Origin of the sequence: Brevibacillus panacihumi, from assembly GCF_003710985.1 — a bacterium.
In the GTDB taxonomy this organism is placed as follows: Bacteria; Bacillota; Bacilli; order Brevibacillales; family Brevibacillaceae; genus Brevibacillus; species Brevibacillus panacihumi.
Genome location: NZ_RHHT01000011.1, coordinates 51,639 through 75,311 on the forward strand (window position 1 = coordinate 51,639; position 23,673 = coordinate 75,311).

The following is a 23,673-nucleotide window of genomic DNA, read 5'->3' on the forward strand; positions in this document are numbered from 1 at the left end:
ATGATAGTATCCAAACTGACATGAAAAAAGGTACAATACTGAAAAAAAGAACATGTCAGAGGGATCAAATGATAAATACCATATTTGCTTTGACGGATCGAGCGCCTAAATACAAACAAATCTACGAGCATTTCAAATTATTGATTGAACATGGCGACATTAAGGCGGAGGAGCCATTGCCCTCCATTCGTCATCTGGCACAATCCCTTCAAGTAAGCCGCAATACCACATTAATGGCTTACGAGCAGCTCGTTGCAGAAGGCTATATTCGCGGGGAAGGGCGCAAAGGGTATTTTGTAAATGAATTAGAGCCCCTTTACTTTCAAGAGGCTCGCAGTTCTTCTATTCCCAAGCAAACAGAGCCGATACCATCTGTTCACATTGATTTCCGCGCAGACGCCGTCGATCAATCGCATTTCCCTTTAAAAGCGTGGAGGAGAATCTCGAATCAAGTATTAACGGCAAAGGACAGCTTTCGATACGGGGATCCTTTTGGCGAATTGTGCCTCCGCGAACAAATCGCAGCCTATATACTTCAGTCTCGCGGGGTGAGAACAGACCCGCATTCCATTATTATTGGAAGCAGTACCCAACAAATGCTCGTGTACCTCGGTCATGTCCTGAAACATGATTTTTCCAGCATGATTGTGGAGGATCCTGGTTATGATGGCGCCAGAGAAGCTTTTCAATTGAATGATTTTACACTTGAAACGCTGCCCGTTTATGAGACAGGGGCTGATTTTTCACATCTGGAACAGATGAAATCTCGAATCATTTATGTGGCGCCATCCCATCACAGTCCGTACGGGGTAAGCATGCCTATTCAACAAAGACATGCGCTGATCCATTGGGCAAACAAGAGGCAGGGGTACATTATCGAGGACGATTATGACAGTGAGTTTCGCTATACACAACAGCCTTTTCCCGCTCTCGCTTCCATCGATGCAGCGAGAGTGATTTATCTCGGAAATTTCTCAAAGTGCTTTCTTCCGGGAATTCGTTTAAGTTATATGGTATTGCCTCAGCCGCTTCTCAACCGTTATAAAAATCAGTTCAAACGGTTCGAGAGCACCACTTCGCTGCTCAGCCAATTCACCATGGCGAAATTTATGGAAGAAGGGGAATGGAATCGCCATATTAAACGCATGCGGCACGTTTATAAACGAAAAATGCAGCACTTGGTTTTGGAGTTAAGGAATCATTTCAAACAAAATATATCTATCATTGGCGAGCAGTCGGGCTTGTACGTACTAGTGAAAGTACACTTGGAGCGTTCAGAAGAGTGGCTTATTCAACAAGCTTCCAAACAGGGGGTTAAAGTCTATCCTACTACTCCTTTCTTCATGGAAAACAAAACCGACAGACCCATGATTAAACTTGGTTTCAGCAATTTATCATGTGATGAAATCCAGCTTGGCGTGAAACTCTTAAAAAAGGCTTGGCTATAGAATGCCATCACACGTCAGCCGCATCAGAAGGGCTTCCTGCTGGGAGATCGGACCCTGCTGAACAACTGAGGAGTGGTCTTCTCATGGATTTCCATGTAAAATCAGTCGTATACACTTGCAAGGATATGCCAAGGGAGGCGAATTACTTGAGCGATCACACTAGCAATTACCGTGTCGCAACCTTTGCAGGAGGATGCTTCTGGTGCATGGTGAAGCCATTTGACCAGATGCCGGGCATCATTCGCGTCGTGTCCGGATATACAGGGGGAGAGGTCGAGAACCCCACGTATGAACAGGTATGCAGCGGTGCGACGGGACATTACGAGGCCGTTCAAATCACCTACGATCCTGCGTTGATCTCCTATCCGCAGCTCCTGCAAATTTTCTGGCGGCAAATAGACCCCACCGATGCTGGCGGGCAGTTCGCTGACCGTGGACAGTCTTACGCCCCTGCGATCTTTTACCACGACGAGGAACAGCATCAGCAAGCCCTGGAATCCAAGCGGCTTTTGGAAGAGAGCCAACGCTTCGACAAGCCGATCGCAACGCTGATCCTGCCTGCGAAACCTTTTTACCCGGCAGAAGAGTACCACCAGGATTACTACAAGAAAAATCCGCTTCGCTACAAGTATTATCAGGCTGCATCCGGTCGTGCTGCATTCGTAAAGGAAGCGTGGCGCGATACGAACCGCCTGGAAGAATTGAAGCAACGATTGACTCCGATGCAGTTTCATGTGACGCAGAACAACGGGACGGAGCCGCCTTTTTCCAACGAGTACTGGAATCATCAGGAGGAAGGAATCTACGTCGATATCGTCTCCAACGAGCCGCTGTTCAGTTCGCTTGACAAGTTTGATTCCCACTGCGGTTGGCCTTCTTTTACCCAGCCGATCGAACAGTCGCAGGTGACGGAACACGTCGATCTGAGCCACAACATGATCCGCACGGAGGTGCGCAGTCGCGGGGCAGATTCCCATCTGGGACATGTTTTTGAAGACGGTCCAGGTCCCAATGGCCTGCGTTACTGCATCAATTCGGCTGCGTTGCGATTTATTCCCAAAAAGGATCTGGAAAAAGAAGGATTCGGAGAGTACCTGCGTCTATTTGAAAAAAAATAGAGAGATCTTCCTTTGAAAGGACAAGAAAGCATGGAGAGAGTGTGGAAACAAAGAGGTTCAGCCCTTTTGCTTGGAGCAGCGGTCTTGCTTGCCATGACAGGCTGCAGCGGGCAGGCAGCAAGCGGCGAGGTGATACAGTCCCCGCCCCAGGAAACGGTGACGCCACCGCCAGCGCAAGAGGAGCAGCCTCCACAAACGAGTGAAGAGCAGGAGGGGACGGAAGTGAAGCCTTCGCAAGAGGAAGAAGCAGGCAAGCCGGCTGAAGCTGCGCCACAAGAGCAAGGAACAAGCGAGCAAGAGGAAATACCTGCGGGTCTGGATCTGGAGGTCGTAGCGGAGCCGGCAAGCATGTCCGTGCTGGTAAACAAGCAGCATAAATTGCCGGAATCATACGAGCCGCCAGATCTGGTCTTTCCGAACGTGCCGTATCTTCTGCCGGAAAAAAGCGAGAGAAGGAAAATGCGTCAGGAAGCAGCGACTGCCTTGGAGCAAATGTTTGCCGCAGCAAAAGCGGACGGGATTCAGCTTGCAGGAGTTTCCGCATACCGCCCTCACGCCTATCAAAAAGACCTGTTTAACCGCTACGTGAAAAAGGATGGGCTGGAAAAGGCGAGAACCTACAGTGCGTACCCCGGCACGAGCGAGCATGAGACAGGGCTTGCCATCGACATCTCTGGCATCGATGGCAAATGCGCAGCGAGCAGCTGTTTTGCCGGGACGAAGGAAGCGATCTGGCTTGCCGAGAACGCAGCGGATTACGGATTTATCGTGCGCTATCCGGAGGGAAAAGAAGCGATCACCGGCTATATTTATGAGCCATGGCACATGCGCTATGTAGGTGTGGAAACATCCAAGGCGATTGTGGAGAGCGGCTTGACGATGGAAGAATACTTCGGGGTCGCTCCAGTTTCCAGTCAGAATCCATAGACGAAGACTGACGATGCCTTATCTATGCTATAATGTTCACGGGTGAAGATAATGAGCGAGAAATCGATTCGGGAAAGAATCATCGAGACTTCCATGCGCCTGTTTGAAGCGCATGGGTATCATCGGGTGACTGTAGATCAGATCGTAAAAGAGAGCGGAACATCCAAAGGCGGATTCTATCATAACTTCAAGTCAAAGGATGAGCTTCTCTATATCATCCACGACCAGTTCATCTCCTACGTACTGGAAAAGGCGCAGGAGGCTTACGAGCAGTGGGAGACGCCTCCGGAACGGCTGCAAGCCATCGTCAAGTCCTTTGTGATGATGATTGATCTGTATCGGTCGCAGGTGACGATTTTTTATCAAGAGAGCTTGTTTTTGGCTCCCGAATATTTCTCCGAGATTGAGAGCAAGCGGGACCAATACAAGAAAATGATGTTTACCGTGATCCAGGAGGGCATCGAAAGCGGAGATTTTCGTCCCGAGCTACCTGTTACGATCGTTTCGATGGCCATTTTCGGGATGGTCAACTGGATCTACAAGTGGTATCAAAAAACAGGTACGTATTCGATCGAGCAAATCGCCGATATTTATGCGGACATGGTTTTGCATTCGATCCTGCAGCCAGACGCGATGAAAAACCCGAGGTACGCTCGCTTTTTCTTGAAGCAACATGATTTTCCAGGCAAGCTGTGGTAGGTCAGCTTGGTGTCGGATGAAAAATAGGCTCCGCTCTTCCTGAACAGGTGTAGCGGGGCTTTTTTTACAGATCATGAAGGAAATCACGCAACAGACCAACTAGTTGGTCTGTACAAAAGAAGGCACCTCGTGGTAAAGTAACCGTATACAGACCAACCAGTCGGTCTTGGTGGATCAGGAGGAATGACGATGCTAACCATTTATGAAGTGAAAGAACTTGTCAAATTGCTGGAACAAACAGATATTGAGTCCGTAGAGGTGAAGGATGAACAAGCGCGCATCAGCATCAAGAGAAGTCTTCCCGGTGCACAATTGGTCGCGAGGGTGCAAACAGAGCCGATCAGTTCGTCCAAGTCACCAGTAGCATTTCCGGCTGTTGTCGCCCCAGCGGTCACCCATGCACAAACAGAGCGAGCAGTCGTTCAAGAATCTCCGCGTTCAACCGCAGAAGTTGCAATCGATACTCAAAATCATTCCGCAAATATACAGAAGATTGTTTCTCCGATGGTCGGGACTTTTTACGCTGCCCCCGCGGTGGATGCGCCTCCCTATGTCAAGGTGGGGGACAGGGTGCATGCGTCGAGCGTCGTCTGCATCGTAGAAGCGATGAAGCTGTTCAATGAAATTGAGGCGGAAGTGTCGGGGGAGATCGTCCAGGTTCTGGTCGAAAACGGACAATTGGTTGAGCCGGGACAGCCCTTGTTTTTGGTCAAATTGGACTGATTGGCAAATAAAGCAGCGGACATAGAGGGGAGGGCCATCGATCGATGAGCAATAAGAGGTTGTTTCAGGAATTTGCGGTGCCGACCTATGAGCAGTGGCGAGAGGAAGCGGAAAAATCACTGAAAGGCGCTTCATTCGATGCCAAACTGCTTACCAAAACCTACGAAGGAATTACCTTGCAGCCGATTTATCGCGAGGAGGATGTGAAGGACCTGGCGCATCTGACAGGACTTCCGGGTACTGCGCCGTATATCCGGGGAACCCGGGCGCCAGGTGTGGCTGCAAAGGGCTGGGAAGTAAGCCAGGAGATCGGGGAAGCAACGCCTGAAGCGTACAACAAAGCCATCAAACATGATCTGGAGCGCGGGCAGACGGCGGTGAACCTGGTATTGGATCATGCTGGCCTGATGGGGCAGGACCCGGATCCGAATTCTGACGTGGCTCGTTCCAGTCGCGGCGTCGCCATTTTTCGCAGAGAAGATGTGGATGCCGCGTTGGCAGGCGTCGATCTTGCAAAGCATCCGTTGTTTTTGCACACCGGTTTTGTGGCTTTTCCCATGTTAACTTTACTTTTGGCCCATCTGGAAAAGACCGGCCAAGAGCCAACGTGCCTCAAGGGTTTTGTCGGGGCCGACCCGCTCGGGACACTTATCGCAGAAGGCCAGCTTCCATGTCCCCTGCAAGATGCCTATGAAGACATGGCTGCCGCGGCCAAGTGGGCGAATCAGCATGCTCCCGGACTGCGGACGATTCACGTCATGTCGCATCCATACCACAATGCAGGGGCGAATGCCGTGCAGGAGCTGGCGTTCGGTCTGGCAGCCGGAGTCGAGCATATCCGCGAGTTGTTGAAACGGGGCTTAACCATCGACCAGATCGCGCCCAAGATGCAGTTCTCCTTTTCCATCGGATCTCAGGTTTTTATGGAAATCAGCAAGCTGAGAGCTGCTCGTCTTCTTTGGTCTACGATTATCGAGGCATATGGAGGAAGTCCTGAAGCGCAAAAAATGAATATTCACGCGAGGACATCCGCCTGGACCAAAACGGTTCTTGACCCCTATGTCAATATGCTGCGAGCAAGCACAGAAGCGTTTTCGGCGATTATCGGCGGAATCGACAGCCTTCATGTCTCTGCCTTCGACGAAGCGATCCGACCTTCCAACGAATTTTCGCGGCGCATTGCCCGCAATACTCAAATTATTCTGGAACAAGAGGCGCATCTCGCCAAGGTTGCCGATCCCGCTGGCGGCTCCTGGTATGTCGAGTGGCTGACCGATCAGATCGCGCAAAAAGCGTGGGACTTGTTCCAGCAGGTAGAGGCACAAGGCGGGATGCTGAGCGCGATCAAGAGCGGATTCGTACAAGGGCAGATCGAGCAGGTCGCCGCAAAGAAAGCGGAGAATATCGCGCAGCGAAAAGACCGGATCGTCGGAACCAATATGTACCCCAACATCGAGGAACCGTCACTGGCAAAGGAAGAGTACATCCGTGGCGCCACACCGCAAGCGGACGCCGCCGGCCAAGCGACGCTATTGCAAACGCTACAGCAAACCCGTATCACATCTCCTGAATGGATCAAGCAAGCGGTACAGGCTGCCCATGCCGGGGCAACGCTGGGAACGCTGGCGAAGGCGGTTTTGTCGACAGAAAATGCTCCGACAACAGCACGTCCGCTCCGCAAGCAACGCGCAGCAGAAGCCTTCGAGGGCCTACGCCAGCGAGCCGAACAATACCGGCAGAAAAACGGCAATCGTCCGACGGTTTACCTGGCAACACTGGGAGCGCTTGCGAAGCATAAGGCCCGTGCCGACTTTAGTGCCGAATTTTTTGCGGTTGGCGGCTTTGAGGTCCTTCGTCCTGCTCCCGCAACGAGCGCAGAGGAAGCAGCCGCTGAGGCGATCGCCTCTGGTGCGCCAGTGGTCGCCATTTGCTCGGATGACGAAAGCTACCCCAGTATTGTCGTACCGTTCGCGCAACGAATCAAGGCAGCGAGGCCGGATGTCGTCCTGCTCTTGGCTGGGTTGCCTGGGACGGAGCAGATGGGCGAATACCGGACTGCCGGTGTGGATGACTGGATTCATGTCCGGACGAATGCTTACCAGATGCTTCACGACCTTCAGGAACGTATAGGGGTGATGTCATGAGCAAGCAGCCTGATTTTACAAAAATACAGTATCGTTCCCATAAATCTTTGTCATCAGTTCCGGAATGGGAAGCAAAAGCCAAGGAAGAGGCAGGCGTATCCCTGGATGAGCTGATGTGGCAAACGCTGGAGCAAATTCCGGTGAAGCCTTTGTATACCGCAGAGGATACGGCAGGAATGACCCACACTGGCTATTTGCCCGGCTTGCCTCCCTATTTTCGCGGACCTTATCCGACGATGTACGTGACCCGTCCCTGGACAGTTCGCCAATACGCCGGTTTTTCCACGGCAGAGGAGAGCAATGCCTTTTACCGGCGCAATCTGGCGGCAGGACAAAAGGGGCTGTCCATCGCGTTCGACCTGGCGACACATCGCGGCTATGATTCCGATCATCCGCGCGTTGTCGGCGACGTGGGAAAAGCGGGAGTGGCAGTCGACTCCATCCTCGATATGAAAATTTTGTTTGACGGCATCCCGCTGGATCAGATGTCGGTATCGATGACGATGAATGGCTCCGTCTTGCCGATCATGGCCTTTTACATCGTGGCAGCCGAGGAGCAGGGTGTAGACCAGGCCAAGCTGACCGGAACGATCCAAAATGACATTTTAAAAGAATACATGGTGCGCAACACCTACATCTATCCGCCTGAAGCGTCGATGAAAATCATCTCGGATATTTTCGCCTATACGTCCAAGCACATGCCCAAATTCAACAGCATCAGCATTTCCGGCTACCATATGCAGGAAGCTGGAGCGACCGCCGACATTGAGCTGGCGTACACCTTGGCAGACGGACTGGAATACGTTCGCACGGGCCTGAAAGCTGGCATTGACATCGACGCATTTGCCCCGAGGCTTTCCTTCTTTTGGGCCATCGGCATGAACTACTTTATGGAAGTAGCCAAGATGCGGGCCGCTCGCTTGATCTGGGCCAGCCTGATCAAGCAGTTCAATCCGAAAAATGAGAAATCCATGGCTTTGCGCACGCATTCCCAAACCTCGGGCTGGAGCTTGACGGAGCAAGATCCGTTCAACAACGTCATTCGCACGAACATCGAGGCAATGGCAGCCGCCCTCGGCCATACCCAGTCGCTTCACACCAATGCTTTGGACGAAGCGATTGCCTTGCCGACCGACTTCTCCGCCCGCATCGCCCGCAATACGCAGCTGTACTTGCAGGATGAGACCGGGATCTGCAAAGTGGTGGATCCATGGGCGGGTTCCTACTATGTGGAATCCTTGACGGCTCAGCTCGTGGAGCGCGCCTGGGAGCATATCGAGGAGATCGAAGCGCTGGGCGGGATGGCAAAAGCGATCGAGACAGGTCTGCCGAAGATGAAGATTGAGGAAGCCGCCGCTCGTCGCCAGGCGCATATCGATTCGCGCAAGGAAGCGATTATCGGGGTCAACAAGTACCGCTTGGAAAAAGAAGATCCGCTGGAAATTCTCGAAGTGGATAACACTGCGGTTCGGGAGGCGCAGATCCGCCGCCTCAAGGAACTGCGGGAGAATCGGGACGAGGCGAGAGTGCAGGCCGCTTTGCAGGCGATCACCACATGTGCCGAGACGGGGGAAGGCAATCTTCTGGCCTTGGCGATCGAAGCGGCCCGTGCCAGAGCTTCTCTGGGCGAAATCTCGGATGCTTACGAAAAAGTGGTTGGACGCCACAAGGCAGTGATCCGTTCGATCAGCGGTGTCTACAGCGCTGAATTCGGAGAGGCGGAAGAAGTGGCTGCGGTACGCAAAATGGCAGATGAATTTGAACAATGGGAAGGAAGACGTCCGCGCATCATGATCGCCAAAATGGGTCAGGACGGACACGACCGTGGAGCGAAAGTGATCGCGACCGCATTTGCCGACATGGGCTTTGACGTGGATGTGGGACCGCTCTTCCAGACGCCGGAGGAGACAGCCAAGCAAGCTGTGGAAAACGACGTGCACGCCATCGGGTTCAGCTCGCTTGCCGCCGGACATAAAACCCTCCTGCCGCAATTGGTCGAAGAACTGAAAAAGCTGGGACGCGATGACATCGTGGTGGTCATCGGAGGAGTCATCCCGCCACAGGATTACGCCTTCCTGCGAGAGCATGGCGCGGCAGCCATTTTCGGACCGGGAACTGTCATTCCGGTAGCCGCGCAGAACGTGATTCAGGAGATCGTCCATCGACTGGAGGCTTCCGAGCTATGAGCGAAGCCAAGCATGATCGGAGTTCCTTGACGTTTTCCTCTACAGTCCGTCGTCCCCGGCTTTCTGTGGAGCAATATGTACAAGGCGTTCTGGAAAATAACCGGTCGGTATTGGCGCAGGCAATCACCTTGGTGGAGAGCAACTCTCCTGTCCATATGGAAATAGCCCAGGAAGTCCTCGGGCAGCTTCTCCCGCATACCGGCAAATCGATTCGAATTGGCATTACCGGCGTGCCGGGCGCGGGAAAAAGCACCTTTATCGAAGCGTTTGGCACGATGCTATGCGAAAAAGGGCATCGCGTTGCGGTACTTGCAGTCGATCCCAGCAGTCCGGTGACAAAGGGCAGCATCTTGGGGGACAAGACGAGGATGGAGCTTTTGTCGCGAAACCCGAATGCCTTTATTCGCCCTTCCGCAGCCGGCGGGACACTGGGCGGCGTAAACCGCAAGACGAGAGAGACGATGCTGATCTGTGAAGCGGCAGGCTTTGATGTGATTTTGATAGAGACAGTTGGTGTGGGCCAAAGTGAAACGACAGTTCGGTCGATGGTCGATTTCTTTTTGCTGCTCATGCTGACGGGTGCAGGAGATGAGCTGCAAGGGATCAAGAAGGGGGTCATCGAGATTGCCGACGCCCTCTTGATCAACAAAGCAGACGGAGAGAACAAAGATCGGGCATTGATTGCAAAAGGCGAGTTTAACCGCGTCCTGCACTATTTGCAGCCGGCCACGCCAGGGTGGGAGACGAAGGCGTACATGTGTTCTTCTCTGACGTCTGAAGGCATACCGGAAATTTGGGCCGTTATCGAGAACTTCCGTGAGAAGATGACGCGCTCAGGCGTCCTCCAGTCTCGCCGCCAGGCCCAGTCGTTGAATTGGATGCAAAGCATGACGGAGGATTATTTGCGCGCACATTTTTACAGCCATCCAGAAGTGGCCAAGGCCCTCCCCGATGTGGAAGGGAGAGTCGCCAGGGGAGAGCTTTCCGCGACAAGTGCTGTCCAGCAGTTGATCGCCATCTACGAAAAATCCTTTCAATAAAAGGTGAATGGAGTGAATAAGCCTGCCATGAGCAAAATGCATGAGAAAATCGACGAATTGATGGAGCGCAAGTTCAAGATTCAACTCGGCGGGGGAGACGCTCGCATCGACGCCCAGCACGATCGCGGCAAGCTTACGGCCCGTGAGCGGATCGAGCTGCTGCTTGACCCGGACAGCTTCATGGAATTGAATCCATTTGTGGAGCATCGCGCCACCCATTTTGGCCTGGACCAGATCGAAGCGCCAGGGGAAGGCGTCGTGACAGGGTATGGAAAAATTCACGGCAGGCCCGTCTATATTTTTGCACAGGATTTTACGGTGTTCGGCGGAGCGTTGGGTGAGATGCACGCGATGAAAATCGCCAAGGTGATGGACTTGGCTGCCAAAAACGGCGCGCCTGTCATCGGGCTGAACGATTCCGGCGGCGCGCGCATTCAGGAAGGCGTCAGCTCCCTGGACGGCTACGGGACGATTTTTTACCGCAATGCGATCTATTCGGGTGTGATCCCGCAAATCTCCGTGATACTCGGCCCTTGCGCGGGTGGAGCCGTATACTCCCCGGCGATTACAGATTTTGTATTTATGGTGGAAAAGACGAGCCAGATGTTCATTACAGGTCCGAAAGTCATCGAGACCGTGACCGGGGAAAAAATCTCTGCGGAAAATCTGGGCGGAGCCAAGGTGCACGCCAGCATCAGCGGAAATGCGCATTTCACAGGAGAGACCGAGCAGGAAGTCTTGGAAGAAGTGCGCCGTCTGCTCAGCTTCCTGCCGCAAAACAATCAGGAAAAACCACCTGTTGTCGAGACTATGATACGGCGTGAGCTGCAGGAGGAGCTGTTGGAGCTGGTTCCGGCGGAGAGCACCAAGGTCTACGATGTCCGCAAAGTCATCGAGACAATCGTGGATAACGGTGATTTTCTGGAGGTTCAACCGCAGTTCGCCAAAAACATCGTCGTAGGGTTCGCCCGCATCGACGGACACAGCGTCGGGATGATCGCCAACCAGCCCAAGGTCATGGCAGGCGGACTGGACATTCATTCCTCCGACAAGCTGGCGCGGTTTATCCGCTTCTGCGATTGCTTCAACATTCCGCTCGTCACCTTTGAGGACGTGTCCGGATTCTTCCCCGGGATCAACCAGGAGCACGGGGGAATCATCCGCCATGGCGCCAAGATTTTGTACGCCTATTCCGAAGCGACAGTGCCCAAAATTACGGTCATTCTGCGCAAAGCGTACGGAGGCGCATATGTGGCGCTCAACTCCAAGTCGATTGGCGCAGATATCGTCTACGCATGGCCCAATGCGGAAATTGCCGTGATGGGACCTGAGGGGGCGGCCAACATCATCTTCGCCAAAGAGATTGAGCAAAGCGAGGACCCTGCTGCGACGAGAGCGGAAAAAATCGCAGAATACCGCGAGAAATTCGCCAATCCTTACGTCGCTGCCAGCCTCGGCATGGTCGATGATGTCATCGATCCGCGCGAGACGAGAAGCAAGGTAGCGCAAGCGCTGGAAATGCTGCGCAACAAAACAGAGAGCCGACCCGCGAAAAAGCATGGGAACATCCCATTGTAGGAGTGATAACTTGCGATGAAACTTCATGACATACGAGAATTGATCAAATTAGTGAATCAGACGTCTATCGAGGAATTGGAATGGGAGCGTGATGGCAAAAGCATCGTGATCAAAAAAGCGGCTCCCGCAACGATCGTTGTGACTCCAGAAGCTCCTGCGCAGGAGGCCGTAGAAACCAATGAAAACGAAGGCTACCAACAAGCTGCAGCTGCTGTGGAAGAGGCAGCAGCTGTCAAAGAGCCGGTAGCATCTGTGGAAAAAATATCGTACATTTCTTCATCCTCCGTGGGTTTGTTTTACGCTGCCGTCTCTCCCGGACAATCTATGAAAACGGGAGACCTGGTTGGCCGTCTGAACGTAGAGTCCCTCCAATTGACAGAAGAGGTTCGTGCAGTGGTGGATGGGGAAGTCGCAGAAATTCTTGTCGCGGACGGTCAGCTCGTCGATTATGGACGAAATCTGGTTGCAGTCAAGACCAAGTAGGGGGAGTAGAAGGATGTTTACAAAAGTATTAATCGCCAACCGCGGAGAAATCGCGGTTCGGATCATTCGCGCTTGCCGGGAGTTGGGTCTGGCTACGGTCGCCGTCTACTCGGAAGCAGATCGTGAAGCGTTGCATGTTCAATTGGCCGACGAGGCATACTGCATCGGTCCTACCGCTTCCAAAGACAGTTATTTGAATATGTCACGCATCATCAGCATAGCGCTGTTGACCAAAGCAGATGCAATCCACCCGGGTTACGGCTTTTTGGCGGAAAATGCTTCCTTTGCCCAGCTATGCTGGGATTGCTCGATTGCATTCATAGGACCGGAGGCAGAATCCATTCAAAAGATGGGGGACAAATCCGTAGCCAAATCTACGATGCGGGCAGCAAATGTTCCGCTCGTGCCAGGTACGGAAGGGCTGATCGACGACATCGACGAAGCGCTCAAAGTCGCCAAAAGCATCGGGTATCCGGTCATCGTAAAAGCAACCGCTGGCGGGGGAGGCCGCGGCATGCGTGTAGCTTTCGACGAGCAGGAGCTTAGCAAGTCCATTCGTCAGGCGCAGAAGGAAGCGGAAACGGCTTTCGGCAATGCAGGGGTCTACCTGGAGAAATACGTAGAGGAGCCTCGACACGTCGAAATTCAGGTAATGGGCGACAAGCATGGAAATGTGGTCTACCTGGGAGAGCGCGACTGCTCGATTCAACGCCGCCACCAAAAGCTCGTCGAAGAAGCGCCATCTCCTGCCCTGGATCAGAGCTTGCGTGAAGCGATGGGGCAGGCAGCTGTCGCCGCAGCAAAAGCGGTGAACTACCACGGTGCGGGAACAGTCGAATTTTTGCTCGACAAGCACGGCCAATTTTATTTCATGGAAATGAATACGCGAATCCAGGTGGAGCATCCCGTCACGGAAATGATTACGGGCTTTGATCTGATCAAGGAGCAAATTCTCGTGGCAGCCGGAAATCCGCTTTCCTTCAGCCAAGAAGACGTGAAGATCAACGGATGGGCCATCGAGTGCCGGATCAATGCGGAGAATCCCGCCAAAAACTTCATGCCTTCTCCCGGAAAGGTAGCCAATTACCTTCCGCCGGGAGGTTATGGGGTGCGAGTCGACAGCGCTGTTTATCCCGGCTATGAGATAACGCCTTTCTACGACTCGATGGTGGCCAAGCTGATCGTCTGGGGCAAGGATCGCGAAGAAGCCATCGCGCGCATGAAGCGAGCATTGGACGAATTTATCATCGATGGCGTGCATACGACGATTCCATTCCACTCCAAGCTGTTGGAGCATCCAGACTTCGTATCGGGCAATTTTGCGACGAACTTCTTGGAGATCCATAAATTGGAATTGTAAACATAGGATATCCTTCGTGAAAAGATGAAACGAGCCCGAGAGGCAACTCTTGAGGGCTCGTTTTCTATATCCTGCATTACCGAAGGGTATGTACGATCTCTTGGATGCCTTGGATAAACCGGTCGATTTCTTCCTCCGTGTTGTAAGGAGCGAGTCCTGCACGAATCCAGCCGCCATCCTGATTGATTCCCAGCTTGTCAGCCAGGGTCATTGCATAGAAGTCGCCGTCCGCAACAAACACTGCATGATCATCTGCCATGCGCTGACAGACCTCCTGCGGCGAGATGCCTGCGATTCGGAAAGCAATCGTCGGCGTTTTGGGCACCTCGGGAGCCGCTTGGTACAGGGTGACCTCGGGGATGGCTTGCAGAGCGTTGCGCATTTTTTCTGCCAGAGCATTTTCATAGGATTCGATCAGTTCAAACCCGCTTCGGAACTGCTCCCGCAGCGTCTCGCCTTGTCCCAGGCAGGCGATAAATTGGACAGCAGGCTTGATGCCCGCGATTCCTTCATGGTTTTGCGTTCCGGTTTCCAGCTTGTCGGGCAGGTAGTGGGGAGCAGGAGCCAGCTTGTACGGCAGCAGCGACTCGAACAATTCTTCGCGGATGACGGCGATGCCGATGTGAGGACCAAAAAATTTATAGGCAGAGCAGAGCAACAGATCCGCTCCCAACTGGTCCCGATCCACAAAAAAATGAGGAGTGGCATGAACGGCATCGACGGCCATGATCGCTCCAACCTCTCTCGCTTTTGATGCGATTGTTGGAACATCGTTGATGGTCCCTACGGCATTGGAAGCGAGGCCGACCGCAACCAGCTTGGTTCGTGGCGTGATGATGTCATCCAGGTCCTCCAGCTCGAGTGTCAGGCTGTCCGGATGAACCCTCAGCCAACGAACGGTCATGCCGCGATCTTCGGCGATCGAAAGCCAGGGGTCGACATTGGCGCGATGATCCAGCTCCGAGATGACCAGTTCATCTCCTGCCTGCCACTGCCGCCCCAATGCTCTGGCGATGGCAAACGTGATCGTAGTCATATTGGCGCCAAAGACGACTTCGTTTGACTTGGCTCCAAAGAGCTGTGCGACGGATTCCCGGGCTTCGGCGATCGTCGCTTCCGTCTCCCGGCTGGAGGGAAAGGACCCGTGCAGATTGGCGCCTCCATTGGCCATGTAGGCATAGATGGCATCCATGGAGCTTTTTACTACTTGAGAACCTCCAGGGCCATCCAAATAGACGGCGCTTTTTCCCTGATAGGTTCGTTTGAGCGCCGGAAACTGCTGGCGTACGGCATCGATCGGGAACGAACGGAGTGTTTTCGTCATGCAACTCGTCTCCTTTATCGGGATGGTAAAATCAGCCTTCTATTTCATATTATCATAATAGTTCAAATATTTTGAGTCATTGTTGTAGGAAGTATGTTTGTCTGCTATATTTAAAAGTACCGAGCACGGAGAAAAAACAGGAATGTCGAAAATTATCAAAATATTCCGAATTGGATTTTTGGCATTTTTTCAAGGAGGGGTACTACTTGCAGCTATCCTATACGCATACCTTTTCATTACAAAGGGAGATTGTCTGGAAGTTGATCCAAAATGAGGACGTCCTTAAAACCGCGATACCTGGATGCAAATCCTTTTCCCGAATGGATGACGGCAGTTACGACGTCGAAATGGGATTGAGTGTAGGACCCGTAAAGGGTGTATTCACCGGACAGGTCCAAATGACAGACCAGGAAGAGCCATCTTACTACTGCTTGAAGGTAAAGGGAAAAGGATTGCCGGGAGAAGTGGACGCAGTGGCCCACATGCATCTGGACGAGACGGAGAACGGGGCTGCGGTGACATGCCGAATGGAGGTGGTGGTGACAGGGGTTCTGGCTTCAGTAGGTCAACGCGTCATGGGTGGTGTGGCAAAGCTCGTCTTGGGACAATTTTTCAAATCGGCAGACACGGAAATGAGGAAGTTGACATCACAGGTGTAAGCTTTCGATTTTTAGGAGGTGTGACGATGGCCCATCAAGTAGAGGTATCGATGAAGGTCAATGGGGCGGAGAGCAAAAGCGTTATCGAACCGCGTATGCTCCTGGTCCATTATCTTCGCGAGGAACTGAATCTGACAGGTACACATATTGGCTGTGATACGAGCCAGTGCGGAGCTTGCACCGTACTTTTGGACGGAGATCCCGTGAAATCATGTACCGTCTTGGCTGTGCAGGCGAATGGAAAATCCATTACGACAGTCGAAGGACTTGCCAGCAAAGAAGGGCTTCATCCCATCCAGATGAGCTTCTGGGAGAAGCACGGGCTGCAGTGCGGCTTCTGCACGCCCGGGGTGATGATCGCAGCGATCGGCTTGCTGAATGAAAACCCTGACCCCAGCGAGGAAGAGATACGTCTTGCCTTGGAGGGAGTTATTTGCCGCTGTACCGGGTACCAGTTCATCGTGGACGCGGTGAAGCATGCCGCACAGACGTTAAGGGAAGCAGGGGAAACAAAAGTTGCGATGGCCGACTCTATGAAGGCTTAAGGAGGTAGGGTAACGATGGCTAGCTTGATCGGAAGTGCTGTCAGACGCAAGGAAGATCCGCGTTTGCTGACAGGAAACGGCTGTTTTACAGATGATATCAAGCTGACTGGCATGGTACATGCCGCCTTCCTGCGCAGCCCTCATGCACATGCCCGGATCATCCGTGTAGATACTGAAAAGGCGCGAAGTCTCCCGGGAGTCACGGCTGTTTTCACGGGGCTTGATTTGGCAGGAAAAATGAAAGCTGTTCCGGCCATGTGGTTTTTGCCGGGCTGCGACCTGAAACCGAAGGATCGGCCTGCACTGGCGACCGATAAAGTGCGTTACGCTGGTGAAGCTGTTGCGGTGGTGATCGCAGAGAACCGCTACGTGGCCCGAGACGCCCTCGATCTGATCGAGGTGGACTACGAGGTATTGCCGGCAGTCGTGTCTCAAGAGCTGGCCATGCAGGATGACGCCGCTCTGCTGCATGATGATGTGCCGAATAATCTGGCTTTGTTGTGGAAAGCAGGCGAGATACCGGATCAGGTCTTCGCGGATGCGGAGGTCGTGGTCAAACAACGCCTCTACAACCAACGGGTCATCCCGAGTCCGATGGAGACCAGGGGCGCTGTTGCTCAGTACAATCCGGGAAGCGGCGAAATGACCCTCTGGTGCACTTCGCAAAATCCACATATACACCGGTTGATTTATGCGGATGTGTTGGGAATCCCCGAGACCAAGCTGCGCATCATCGCACCGGATGTCGGCGGAGGCTTTGGTGCCAAGATCGCCACCTATACGGAGGAGGCCGTCGTCGCCTGCATCGCCCGTGAAATCCAAAAGCCCGTGAAATGGGTGGAGGAACGCAAGGAGCATTTTATGGCGACAAGCCACGGACGCGACGAAGTGCTTGAAGTAGAGCTTGCGGGTACGAAGGACGGGCGCATCACTGCACTTCGCGTAACCAACACGGCCAATCTGGGGGCCTATCTGTCCACATTCGGCGCTGGCTGCCCAACGATAGACTTCGGTTTGATGGTCACAGGCGCGTACGCCATTCCGCAGGCGGCTGTCGTCACATACGGAGTCTACACCAACACCACGCCGACAGATGCGTATCGGGGAGCAGGCAAGCCAGAGGCGACATACCAGATCGAGCGGGCAGTCGATCTCTTTGCGGACAAAATCGGCATGGACCCTGTAGAGGTGCGACGCATCAATCTGGTACCGAATGATGCCTTCCCCTACAACAGTGCAATGGGTGTCACCTATGACAGCGGCGACTATCAGAAGGCGCTGGATAAAGCACTGGAGATATTCGACTATGCCGCCTTCCGCGAAGAGCAAAAGGAACAGCGGCAGAAGGGCAAATACCTGGGCGTTGGATTTTCCACGTATGTAGAGTTGTGCGGCTTCGGTCCTTCAGCAGTGGCTGGAGCGATCGGCTTTCAAGGCGGCGTATGGGAAAACAGCACCGTCCGCGTCCACCCTGGCGGTACGGTTACGGTCTTTACCGGTACATCGCCGCACGGGCAAGGAACTGCTACCACGTTTTGTCAAATCGTCGCCGAGAAACTAGGCGTTCCCATTTCGGATGTAGAGCTCGTGTCCGGTGATACCCAAAGCGTTTCCATGGGCTGGGGTACATACGGCTCTCGCGCTACGGCTGTCGGCGGGGCTGCCGTCTCGCTGGCGACGGACCGTGTGATCGAAAAGGCGCGCAAAATCGCTGCCCACGAACTGGAAACAACTGTGGATCAGATCGAGTTTATCGCGGGCCAATTTACGGTAAAAGGTGATCTGTCGAGAAGCAGGACGATCCAGCAAATAGCCAGATCGGCCAACTATGCCTGGAATCTGCCGGAAGGAGTAGAGCCGGCTCTTGAGGGCCAATCCTTCTTTGATCCATCCAATTTCGTCTATCCATTCGGCACCCATATTTGCGTTGTAGAGGTCGACGAAGGAACGGGTGAAGTCGAAATCAGGCGTTACATCGCCGTCGATGATGTGGGAAGAGTGATCAATCCGCTGCTGGCCGAAGGGCAGGTGCACGGAGGAATCGCCCAAGGTGTGGGGCAAGCGCTCTGGGAGGGCGCAGTCTATACGGAACAGGGCCAACTGCAGTCTGGAACATTTATGGACTATACGATGCCAAAAGCGCGTTTCTTTCCTCCGATCGAATCGGCTTTTACCGAAACGCTGTCTCCCGTCAACCCGCTCGGTGCCAAAGGGATTGGCGAGACCGGAACGACTGCGGCACCGCCTGCAGTAGTGAACGCCGTCATGGATGCGTTGAAACCGTTTGGCGTTGCTGCGCTGGATATGCCGCTCACCCCTGAAAAAGTATGGCGGGCGATTCGCAGTGGGAGGGATAAGGAATGATACCAAGCACCTTTTCTTACGTTCAAGCCCACTCCGTCGAAGAGGCGATCCGTCTCTTGCGGGATAGTGACGGGGAAGGGAAACTGCTGGCGGGCGGACACAGCCTTGTGCCGCTGCTCAAATTTCGCTTGACGACACCCGGAACACTCATCGACATCGGGGAGATCCCGGAGCTGAGAGGAGTGCGAAAGGAAGGAAACCGGATCATCATCGGAGCCATGACGACGTATCGCCAAGTGCTTTTGGATCCGCTCGTCGCCCAACACTTGCCCGTACTCGCTGAGGCGATCGGGCAGATCGGCGACATCCAGATTCGCAACCGCGGAACGATTGGTGGAAATATCGCGCATGCGGACCCTGCCGCCGACCTTCCCGGAGTCGCACTCGCTCTGGACGCCATGCTGGAGATCCAAGGGGAGGATGGAGCAGAGCTCGTAGAAGCTGATGGATTTTTCCTTGGCCCACTCGTAACTGCCCTGCCGGAGACCAGTCTCCTCACTTCCGTCTCCTTTCTGATTCCCCCTGAAGGGGCTCGAAGCACGTATCTGAAATACGCTCATCCTGCTTCCGGCTATGCGGTTGTCGGAGTATGCGCGATTGCCGCCCTCGACCCCGATGGAGTTGTCTCCACCATTCGGGTGGCGGTCAATGGAGCCGGAGACGTCGCATACCGAGCCAGAAGCGTCGAGGATAAGCTGCTGGGGCACGCACCGACTGCAGAGCGAATTCGCCAGGCTGCATCGTTGGCCGCCGATGATGGAGAGATGGGCAGCGATCAATTTGCATCGGAAGAGTATCGGCGCCACCTCTGCTGTGTGTATGCACAGCGGGCTTTGGAATCCATTTTGCTATGACGCAGTTTGCCGGAGGTGCCCACTCGATTGATGGAGTGGGCCCTCGGTAAACAAAGAGGAGGTGCGCGGATGTACGAGCAGATGGAGATTGCGAAGGCCATGGAGGAGGCGAGTCGGGCAGGGCTGGGGGGAGCGCTTGCGACTGTCATTCGTGTGACAGGTTCGGCCTATCGCCATCCGGGTGCCAAAATGTATATCGATTCGCAGGGGAATACCTGCGGCATGATTTCGGGAGGTTGTCTGGAAGCAGACGTGGCCGAGATAGCGCTGAAGGTAATGGAAACTGCCAAGCCAGTGCGAAAAGAGTATGTCATGGATGAAGACCTCGTATGGGGACTCGGTCTTGGCTGCCCGGGAACCGTCGAGGTGTACATAGAACCGCTGCCGCCAGCCGTTGTTCAGAATGATCTCTTGCAGGAATGGCGCAAGACGGTTTTGGAAGGGAATCCAGGGGTTCTTTGCACCTTGTTTCTTCCAGAGTCAGATGAAGGTTTGGAAACAAATCCCGCTAGATTGTTCATCCCGCAATGGGGCAATCCGCTTGGCGATCTCGGGCTTTTGGGCTGGAACAAGTTTGCGACCCAGCTTGCTTCCCAGCAGTTGAGTCTCTCTCATGCGAAATCAACTATGCTTGCCCTCCCAGATGAAGGGGGAGAGATTTTTCTCGACGTATACCAGCCAGCACCGCAATTGCTGGTCTTTGGGGCCGGACATGATGCGTTGCCGCTAGTCGAAATGGGGGCCACGCTCGGTTTTTCCGTGACCGTCATCGATCCGAGGCCCGGATTCAATACCGCGGAACGCTTCCCCAAAGCAGAGCAGCGTTTGCTGATCTCGCCACAAGACATGGTGGATGTGTCCATCGGGGGACGTACCTACGTGGTGATCATGAATCATCACCTGGAGCGTGACAAGGATGCACTGCGCTTTGCATTACAGTCGAAAGCGCCGTATGTGGGGATGCTGGGCCCGAGAAAGCGGTGCGAGCGAATCATGAATTCTCTAATGCAAGAAGGCATAACGTTTACCAAGGATGAACTCTCACGCTTGTACAATCCGATCGGACTCAATCTGGGGGCCGATTCCCCGGAGGAGATTGCGGTCAGCATCCTGGCAGAATTGATCGCGGTGCACAGGGGTCAGGATGGCGGATTTTTGCGTGATCGGCAAGCCATTCGCGAGAGAGCATCCCATCTTTCCCTGACGCAGACATCTTGAACAGAAAATCAGTTTTTGAACGCAATGATTTTCAGATGTTTATGGAGGTGATCGCCGTGAAGGAAGTTACCCAGATGCAAACCCGCTACGAATATGGCGGGGATGAATTTATCTTTGTCCAATTGTCCGAAGCGATGAGCTTGGAAGCCAACTTTAAAGGGATAGCCATCACGCGAAAGCTGAAGGAAGCCAGTCTCGAGGGCGTACACGACATCTGTCCCTCCAACGCCTCATACATGGTGCGTTTTGATCCGGATGTGATCCCGCCTGAGGAAATGATGGCGCGTTTGCAGCAAATCGAGCTCGAAATGGAAGGGCTCGATGATATTACCATCACCTCTCGTCTGGTCGATGTGCCCGTCTATTTCAACGATCCCTGGACACATGAAGCGTTGATGAGATTCCGCGACAGGCATCAGGCACCGGATTCGACGGATTTGGAATATTCCGCAAAAATCAACGGCTATGATTCATCAGAAGCCTTCATCGAAGCGATTACAAGCGCTCCATTCCTCGTCTCGATGATTGGCTTTGTTCCCGGGTTGCCTTGGTGCTTCCAGATGGTTCCCCGGGAAAAACAGATCGAGGTGCCCAAATACGTCCGGCCGCGTACGTTCACCCCAGAACGGGCATTTGGCTTCGGCGGAGCTTTTTCCGTCATCTATCCGGTTCAAGGAGCAGGCGGCTACCAATTGTACGGCATTGCGCCCGCGCCAATCTATCAAAAGGATCAGACGCTGTTCGACTTTCAGGAGTCTATCGTCTTTCCGAAGCAGGGCGATATTTTCCGTTATCGCAGCATAGGGGAAGAGGAGTACCAAGCGATCCGTGAGCAAGTGGAGGATGGCAGCTTTGTCTATCACAAAAAGGAGATTCAATTTACGCCGGGAGAGGTCCTCGCCGATCTGGAGGGCTTTGCCGAGCGGGCATTAAGGAGGTTGTACCATGATTAAGGTTCTCAAGCCCGGGCTGCAGACGACTGTTCAGGATCGTGGTCGCATCGGTTATTACGAGATCGGAATGCCTCCCTCTGGTGCCATGGACAAATATGCATACACCGTCGCCAATATGCTGGTGGGAAATGCCCTCGACGCTGCGGTGTTGGAAATCACATATCTCGGGCCCGTCCTGGAATTTGGCAAGCGGATGAAAATCAGTCTGACAGGAGGAGAAATTCCTCCCAAAATCAATGGACAGCCTGTTCCGATGTGGACGACGCTGGAGGTTCGGGAGGGAGACCAGCTTTCCTTTGACTTTGTCAAGGGAGGGGCGCGGGTGTATCTGGCTGTTGAGGGCGGGATCGCGGTTCCGCTGGTCATGGGTTCTCGCTCGACTTATACCTTGATCGGCATCGGCGGGTTTGAAGGCAGGGCATTGGCGGAGGGAGACGTGATCCACACGGCAGATATGATCCGTAAGCCGGTAGCAGCTGGCGCCAGCGTGGATGCAAGCCTGATTCCCACCTACGGGAAAACTCATGAGATACGTGTCGTCGTAGGGCTTTGCAGCTATCGCCTGACGGAAGAAAGCAAAGAAACCTTTTTGGCTACCGAATGGACTGTCACGCCGGAAGCCAATCGAACCGGGTATCGTCATCGAGGGGAGCGGCTGCAATTCGTCGAACGCGAGCAGCCATTTGGAGCAGGCAGCAATCCATCCAATGTGACAGACCTGGGCTACCCGATCGGGTCCATCCAGGTGCCTGATGGCGTCGAACCGATCGTCCTTTTGCATGATGCGGTGACGGGCGGCGGTTACGCGACCATCGCGACTGTGATCAGCACCGATCTGGATCGCATGGCGCAGGTCAAAACGAACGAAAAAGTGCGCTTTGTCTCCGTCACGATGGCAGAAGCCTTGGATGCGAGAAAAGATGTGCAGACCAAGCTCGGGCGGGTCGCAGAGATGATTGAAAGCGGGAGCTAGGAGGAGAGTGTGAAAATGGCAGAGAAAACAGCAATTGTATCCCCATTGCCGGGCATTTTTTATCGCAGGCCCAGCCCGGATATGCCGGAATTCGTGCAGGCTGGAGAGTCGGTCAAGGAGGGTGACGTCATCGGCTTGATCGAAGTCATGAAAAACTTTTACGAGATCAAGGCGGAGGCGGATGGCATCGTAGATCAATTCGTGGTCAATAACGAGGAACTGGTTGACGCAGGCCAGGAATTGGTAACTTTGATCAAGTGAGGGGCAGGTAGACATGTACGTAGATCTAAACTGTGATATGGGCGAGAGCTTTGGCCACTACCAGTTGGGCAATGATGAAGAGATGATGGCCCTGATCTCATCCGCCAATATCGCTTGCGGCTTTCACGCTGGCGATCCGCACGTGATGAGAAAAACCGTCCAGCTCGCTCGCCAGCACGGGGTGAGTATCGGCGCTCATCCCGGCTTTCCCGATATGATGGGCTTTGGGCGCAGGTATATGACCTGCTCGGCAGAAGAGATTCGCGACTACATCCTCTACCAGACGGGGGCCTTGCGAGAATTTGCTCGAGCGTATCAATTGGATCTGGACCACTGCAAGCCACACGGCGCATTGTACATGATGGCGATGGCGGATGAAAAGATCGCCCGTGCGTTCCTGGAGGGCCTGGCGATGCTCGACGAGAAAATGATCGTGTACGCATTGAACGGCTCGGCTGTCTCCTGGATCGGGGAAAAGATGGGCATCCCGATCGCGCTCGAGGTGTACGCCGATCGCGAACATACAGAAGATGGTTCCATCGTCCTGACGCGTTCCGGACCGACGATTTCCGATCCGCAGACGATGGCAAAACGAGTCGTGCGCATGGTGAAGGAAGGAAAAGTGACGACGCCGGATGGCAAGGAAGCGACGGTACGTGCCGATACGATCTGCATCCACGGAGACACCCCCGGAGCGGTCGAATTGACGAAAGCAATCCACCACGCATTTCGCGAGGCAGGCATTGAGATTCGCTCCGTCAAGAAATCTTGAATCAAGCAGGCTGACCACCGAAGTCGTGGTCAGCCTATTGGGTG

Annotated in this window: 21 protein-coding genes; 20 read left to right on the forward strand and 1 reads right to left on the reverse strand. The window is 53.8% G+C overall.

The window, feature by feature from the left end; all coding sequences use genetic code 11:
- The first annotated feature begins 68 nt into the window (after window positions 1-68).
- The 11 genes from pdxR (at window position 69) to accC (ending at window position 13,706) form a co-directional block, all read left to right on the forward strand.
- On the forward strand, window positions 69-1,448 hold the full coding sequence (gene pdxR, locus EDM58_RS06890; protein ID WP_122912676.1) for a MocR-like pyridoxine biosynthesis transcription factor PdxR: 1,380 nt from the start codon (window positions 69-71) through the stop codon (window positions 1,446-1,448).
- Between the two features lie 146 nt (window positions 1,449-1,594).
- Window positions 1,595-2,566 (forward strand): peptide-methionine (R)-S-oxide reductase MsrB, encoded by a 972-nt coding sequence (gene msrB, locus EDM58_RS06895; protein ID WP_281275080.1) that lies wholly within the window; start codon window positions 1,595-1,597, stop codon window positions 2,564-2,566.
- A gap of 30 nt (window positions 2,567-2,596) precedes the next feature.
- Window positions 2,597-3,493 carry a M15 family metallopeptidase gene (locus EDM58_RS06900; protein ID WP_122912786.1) on the forward strand — a complete coding sequence of 299 codons (897 nt, stop codon included), beginning with the start codon at window positions 2,597-2,599 and terminating at the stop codon, window positions 3,491-3,493.
- A gap of 51 nt (window positions 3,494-3,544) precedes the next feature.
- Entirely contained in the window at window positions 3,545-4,192 is a 648-nt protein-coding gene (locus tag EDM58_RS06905; protein ID WP_183187438.1) for a TetR/AcrR family transcriptional regulator, read from the forward strand.
- Window positions 4,193-4,381: 189 nt separating this feature from the next.
- Window positions 4,382-4,915, forward strand: coding sequence for an acetyl-CoA carboxylase biotin carboxyl carrier protein (accB, locus tag EDM58_RS06910; protein WP_122912678.1), 534 nt, complete (start codon window positions 4,382-4,384; stop codon window positions 4,913-4,915).
- A gap of 44 nt (window positions 4,916-4,959) precedes the next feature.
- Entirely contained in the window at window positions 4,960-7,059 is a 2,100-nt protein-coding gene (locus EDM58_RS06915; RefSeq protein ID WP_122912679.1) for a methylmalonyl-CoA mutase family protein, read from the forward strand.
- Window positions 7,056-9,245: a methylmalonyl-CoA mutase gene (gene scpA / locus EDM58_RS06920; RefSeq protein WP_122912680.1), complete on the forward strand. Its 2,190-nt coding sequence runs from the start codon at window positions 7,056-7,058 to the stop codon at window positions 9,243-9,245. The genes EDM58_RS06915 and scpA overlap by 4 nt, the downstream gene beginning before the upstream one ends.
- Window positions 9,242-10,285, forward strand: a complete 1,044-nt coding sequence (meaB, locus tag EDM58_RS06925) for a methylmalonyl Co-A mutase-associated GTPase MeaB (protein WP_122912681.1) — start codon at window positions 9,242-9,244, stop codon at window positions 10,283-10,285. Before scpA ends, meaB begins: the two co-directional genes overlap by 4 nt.
- Window positions 10,286-10,321: 36 nt before the next feature.
- Window positions 10,322-11,863, forward strand: coding sequence for an acyl-CoA carboxylase subunit beta (locus EDM58_RS06930; RefSeq protein ID WP_183187445.1), 1,542 nt, complete (start codon window positions 10,322-10,324; stop codon window positions 11,861-11,863).
- Window positions 11,864-11,878: 15 nt separating this feature from the next.
- Window positions 11,879-12,346, forward strand: a complete 468-nt coding sequence (locus tag EDM58_RS06935; protein ID WP_122912683.1) for an acetyl-CoA carboxylase biotin carboxyl carrier protein — start codon at window positions 11,879-11,881, stop codon at window positions 12,344-12,346.
- A gap of 13 nt (window positions 12,347-12,359) precedes the next feature.
- A complete protein-coding gene (gene accC, locus EDM58_RS06940; protein WP_122912684.1) occupies window positions 12,360-13,706 on the forward strand; it encodes an acetyl-CoA carboxylase biotin carboxylase subunit in 1,347 nt (448 codons plus the stop codon).
- Between the two features lie 76 nt (window positions 13,707-13,782).
- On the opposite strand, the gene EDM58_RS06945 is transcribed toward accC, so the two are convergent.
- Complete coding sequence (locus EDM58_RS06945) at window positions 13,783-15,030, reverse strand: cysteine desulfurase-like protein (RefSeq protein ID WP_122912685.1); 1,248 nt, start codon at window positions 15,028-15,030, stop codon at window positions 13,783-13,785.
- Between the two features lie 206 nt (window positions 15,031-15,236).
- Here EDM58_RS06945 and EDM58_RS06950 point away from each other — a divergent pair, with 206 nt between their 5' ends.
- From EDM58_RS06950 to EDM58_RS06990, 9 genes are all read left to right on the forward strand, one after another.
- A complete protein-coding gene (locus tag EDM58_RS06950) occupies window positions 15,237-15,689 on the forward strand; it encodes an SRPBCC family protein (protein WP_122912686.1) in 453 nt (150 codons plus the stop codon).
- Window positions 15,690-15,715: 26 nt separating this feature from the next.
- On the forward strand, window positions 15,716-16,234 hold the full coding sequence (locus tag EDM58_RS06955) for a (2Fe-2S)-binding protein (RefSeq protein ID WP_122912687.1): 519 nt from the start codon (window positions 15,716-15,718) through the stop codon (window positions 16,232-16,234).
- Between the two features lie 15 nt (window positions 16,235-16,249).
- Window positions 16,250-18,598: a xanthine dehydrogenase family protein molybdopterin-binding subunit gene (locus EDM58_RS06960; protein ID WP_122912688.1), complete on the forward strand. Its 2,349-nt coding sequence runs from the start codon at window positions 16,250-16,252 to the stop codon at window positions 18,596-18,598.
- Complete coding sequence (locus tag EDM58_RS06965; RefSeq protein ID WP_122912689.1) at window positions 18,595-19,452, forward strand: FAD binding domain-containing protein; 858 nt, start codon at window positions 18,595-18,597, stop codon at window positions 19,450-19,452. Before EDM58_RS06960 ends, EDM58_RS06965 begins: the two co-directional genes overlap by 4 nt.
- Before the next feature lie 69 nt (window positions 19,453-19,521).
- Entirely contained in the window at window positions 19,522-20,670 is a 1,149-nt protein-coding gene (locus tag EDM58_RS06970) for an XdhC family protein (protein WP_183187439.1), read from the forward strand.
- A gap of 74 nt (window positions 20,671-20,744) precedes the next feature.
- Window positions 20,745-21,623, forward strand: a complete 879-nt coding sequence (locus EDM58_RS06975) for a 5-oxoprolinase subunit B family protein (RefSeq protein ID WP_246000564.1) — start codon at window positions 20,745-20,747, stop codon at window positions 21,621-21,623.
- Window positions 21,616-22,596 (forward strand): 5-oxoprolinase subunit C family protein, encoded by a 981-nt coding sequence (locus EDM58_RS06980; RefSeq protein ID WP_122912691.1) that lies wholly within the window; start codon window positions 21,616-21,618, stop codon window positions 22,594-22,596. The genes EDM58_RS06975 and EDM58_RS06980 overlap by 8 nt, the downstream gene beginning before the upstream one ends.
- Before the next feature lie 15 nt (window positions 22,597-22,611).
- The gene (locus EDM58_RS06985) at window positions 22,612-22,857 is read left to right on the forward strand and encodes an acetyl-CoA carboxylase (protein ID WP_122912692.1); all 246 of its coding nucleotides are present in this window, start codon (window positions 22,612-22,614) and stop codon (window positions 22,855-22,857) included.
- Window positions 22,858-22,870: 13 nt separating this feature from the next.
- Window positions 22,871-23,629 carry a LamB/YcsF family protein gene (locus tag EDM58_RS06990; RefSeq protein ID WP_122912693.1) on the forward strand — a complete coding sequence of 253 codons (759 nt, stop codon included), beginning with the start codon at window positions 22,871-22,873 and terminating at the stop codon, window positions 23,627-23,629.
- Window positions 23,630-23,673: the final 44 nt, after the last annotated feature.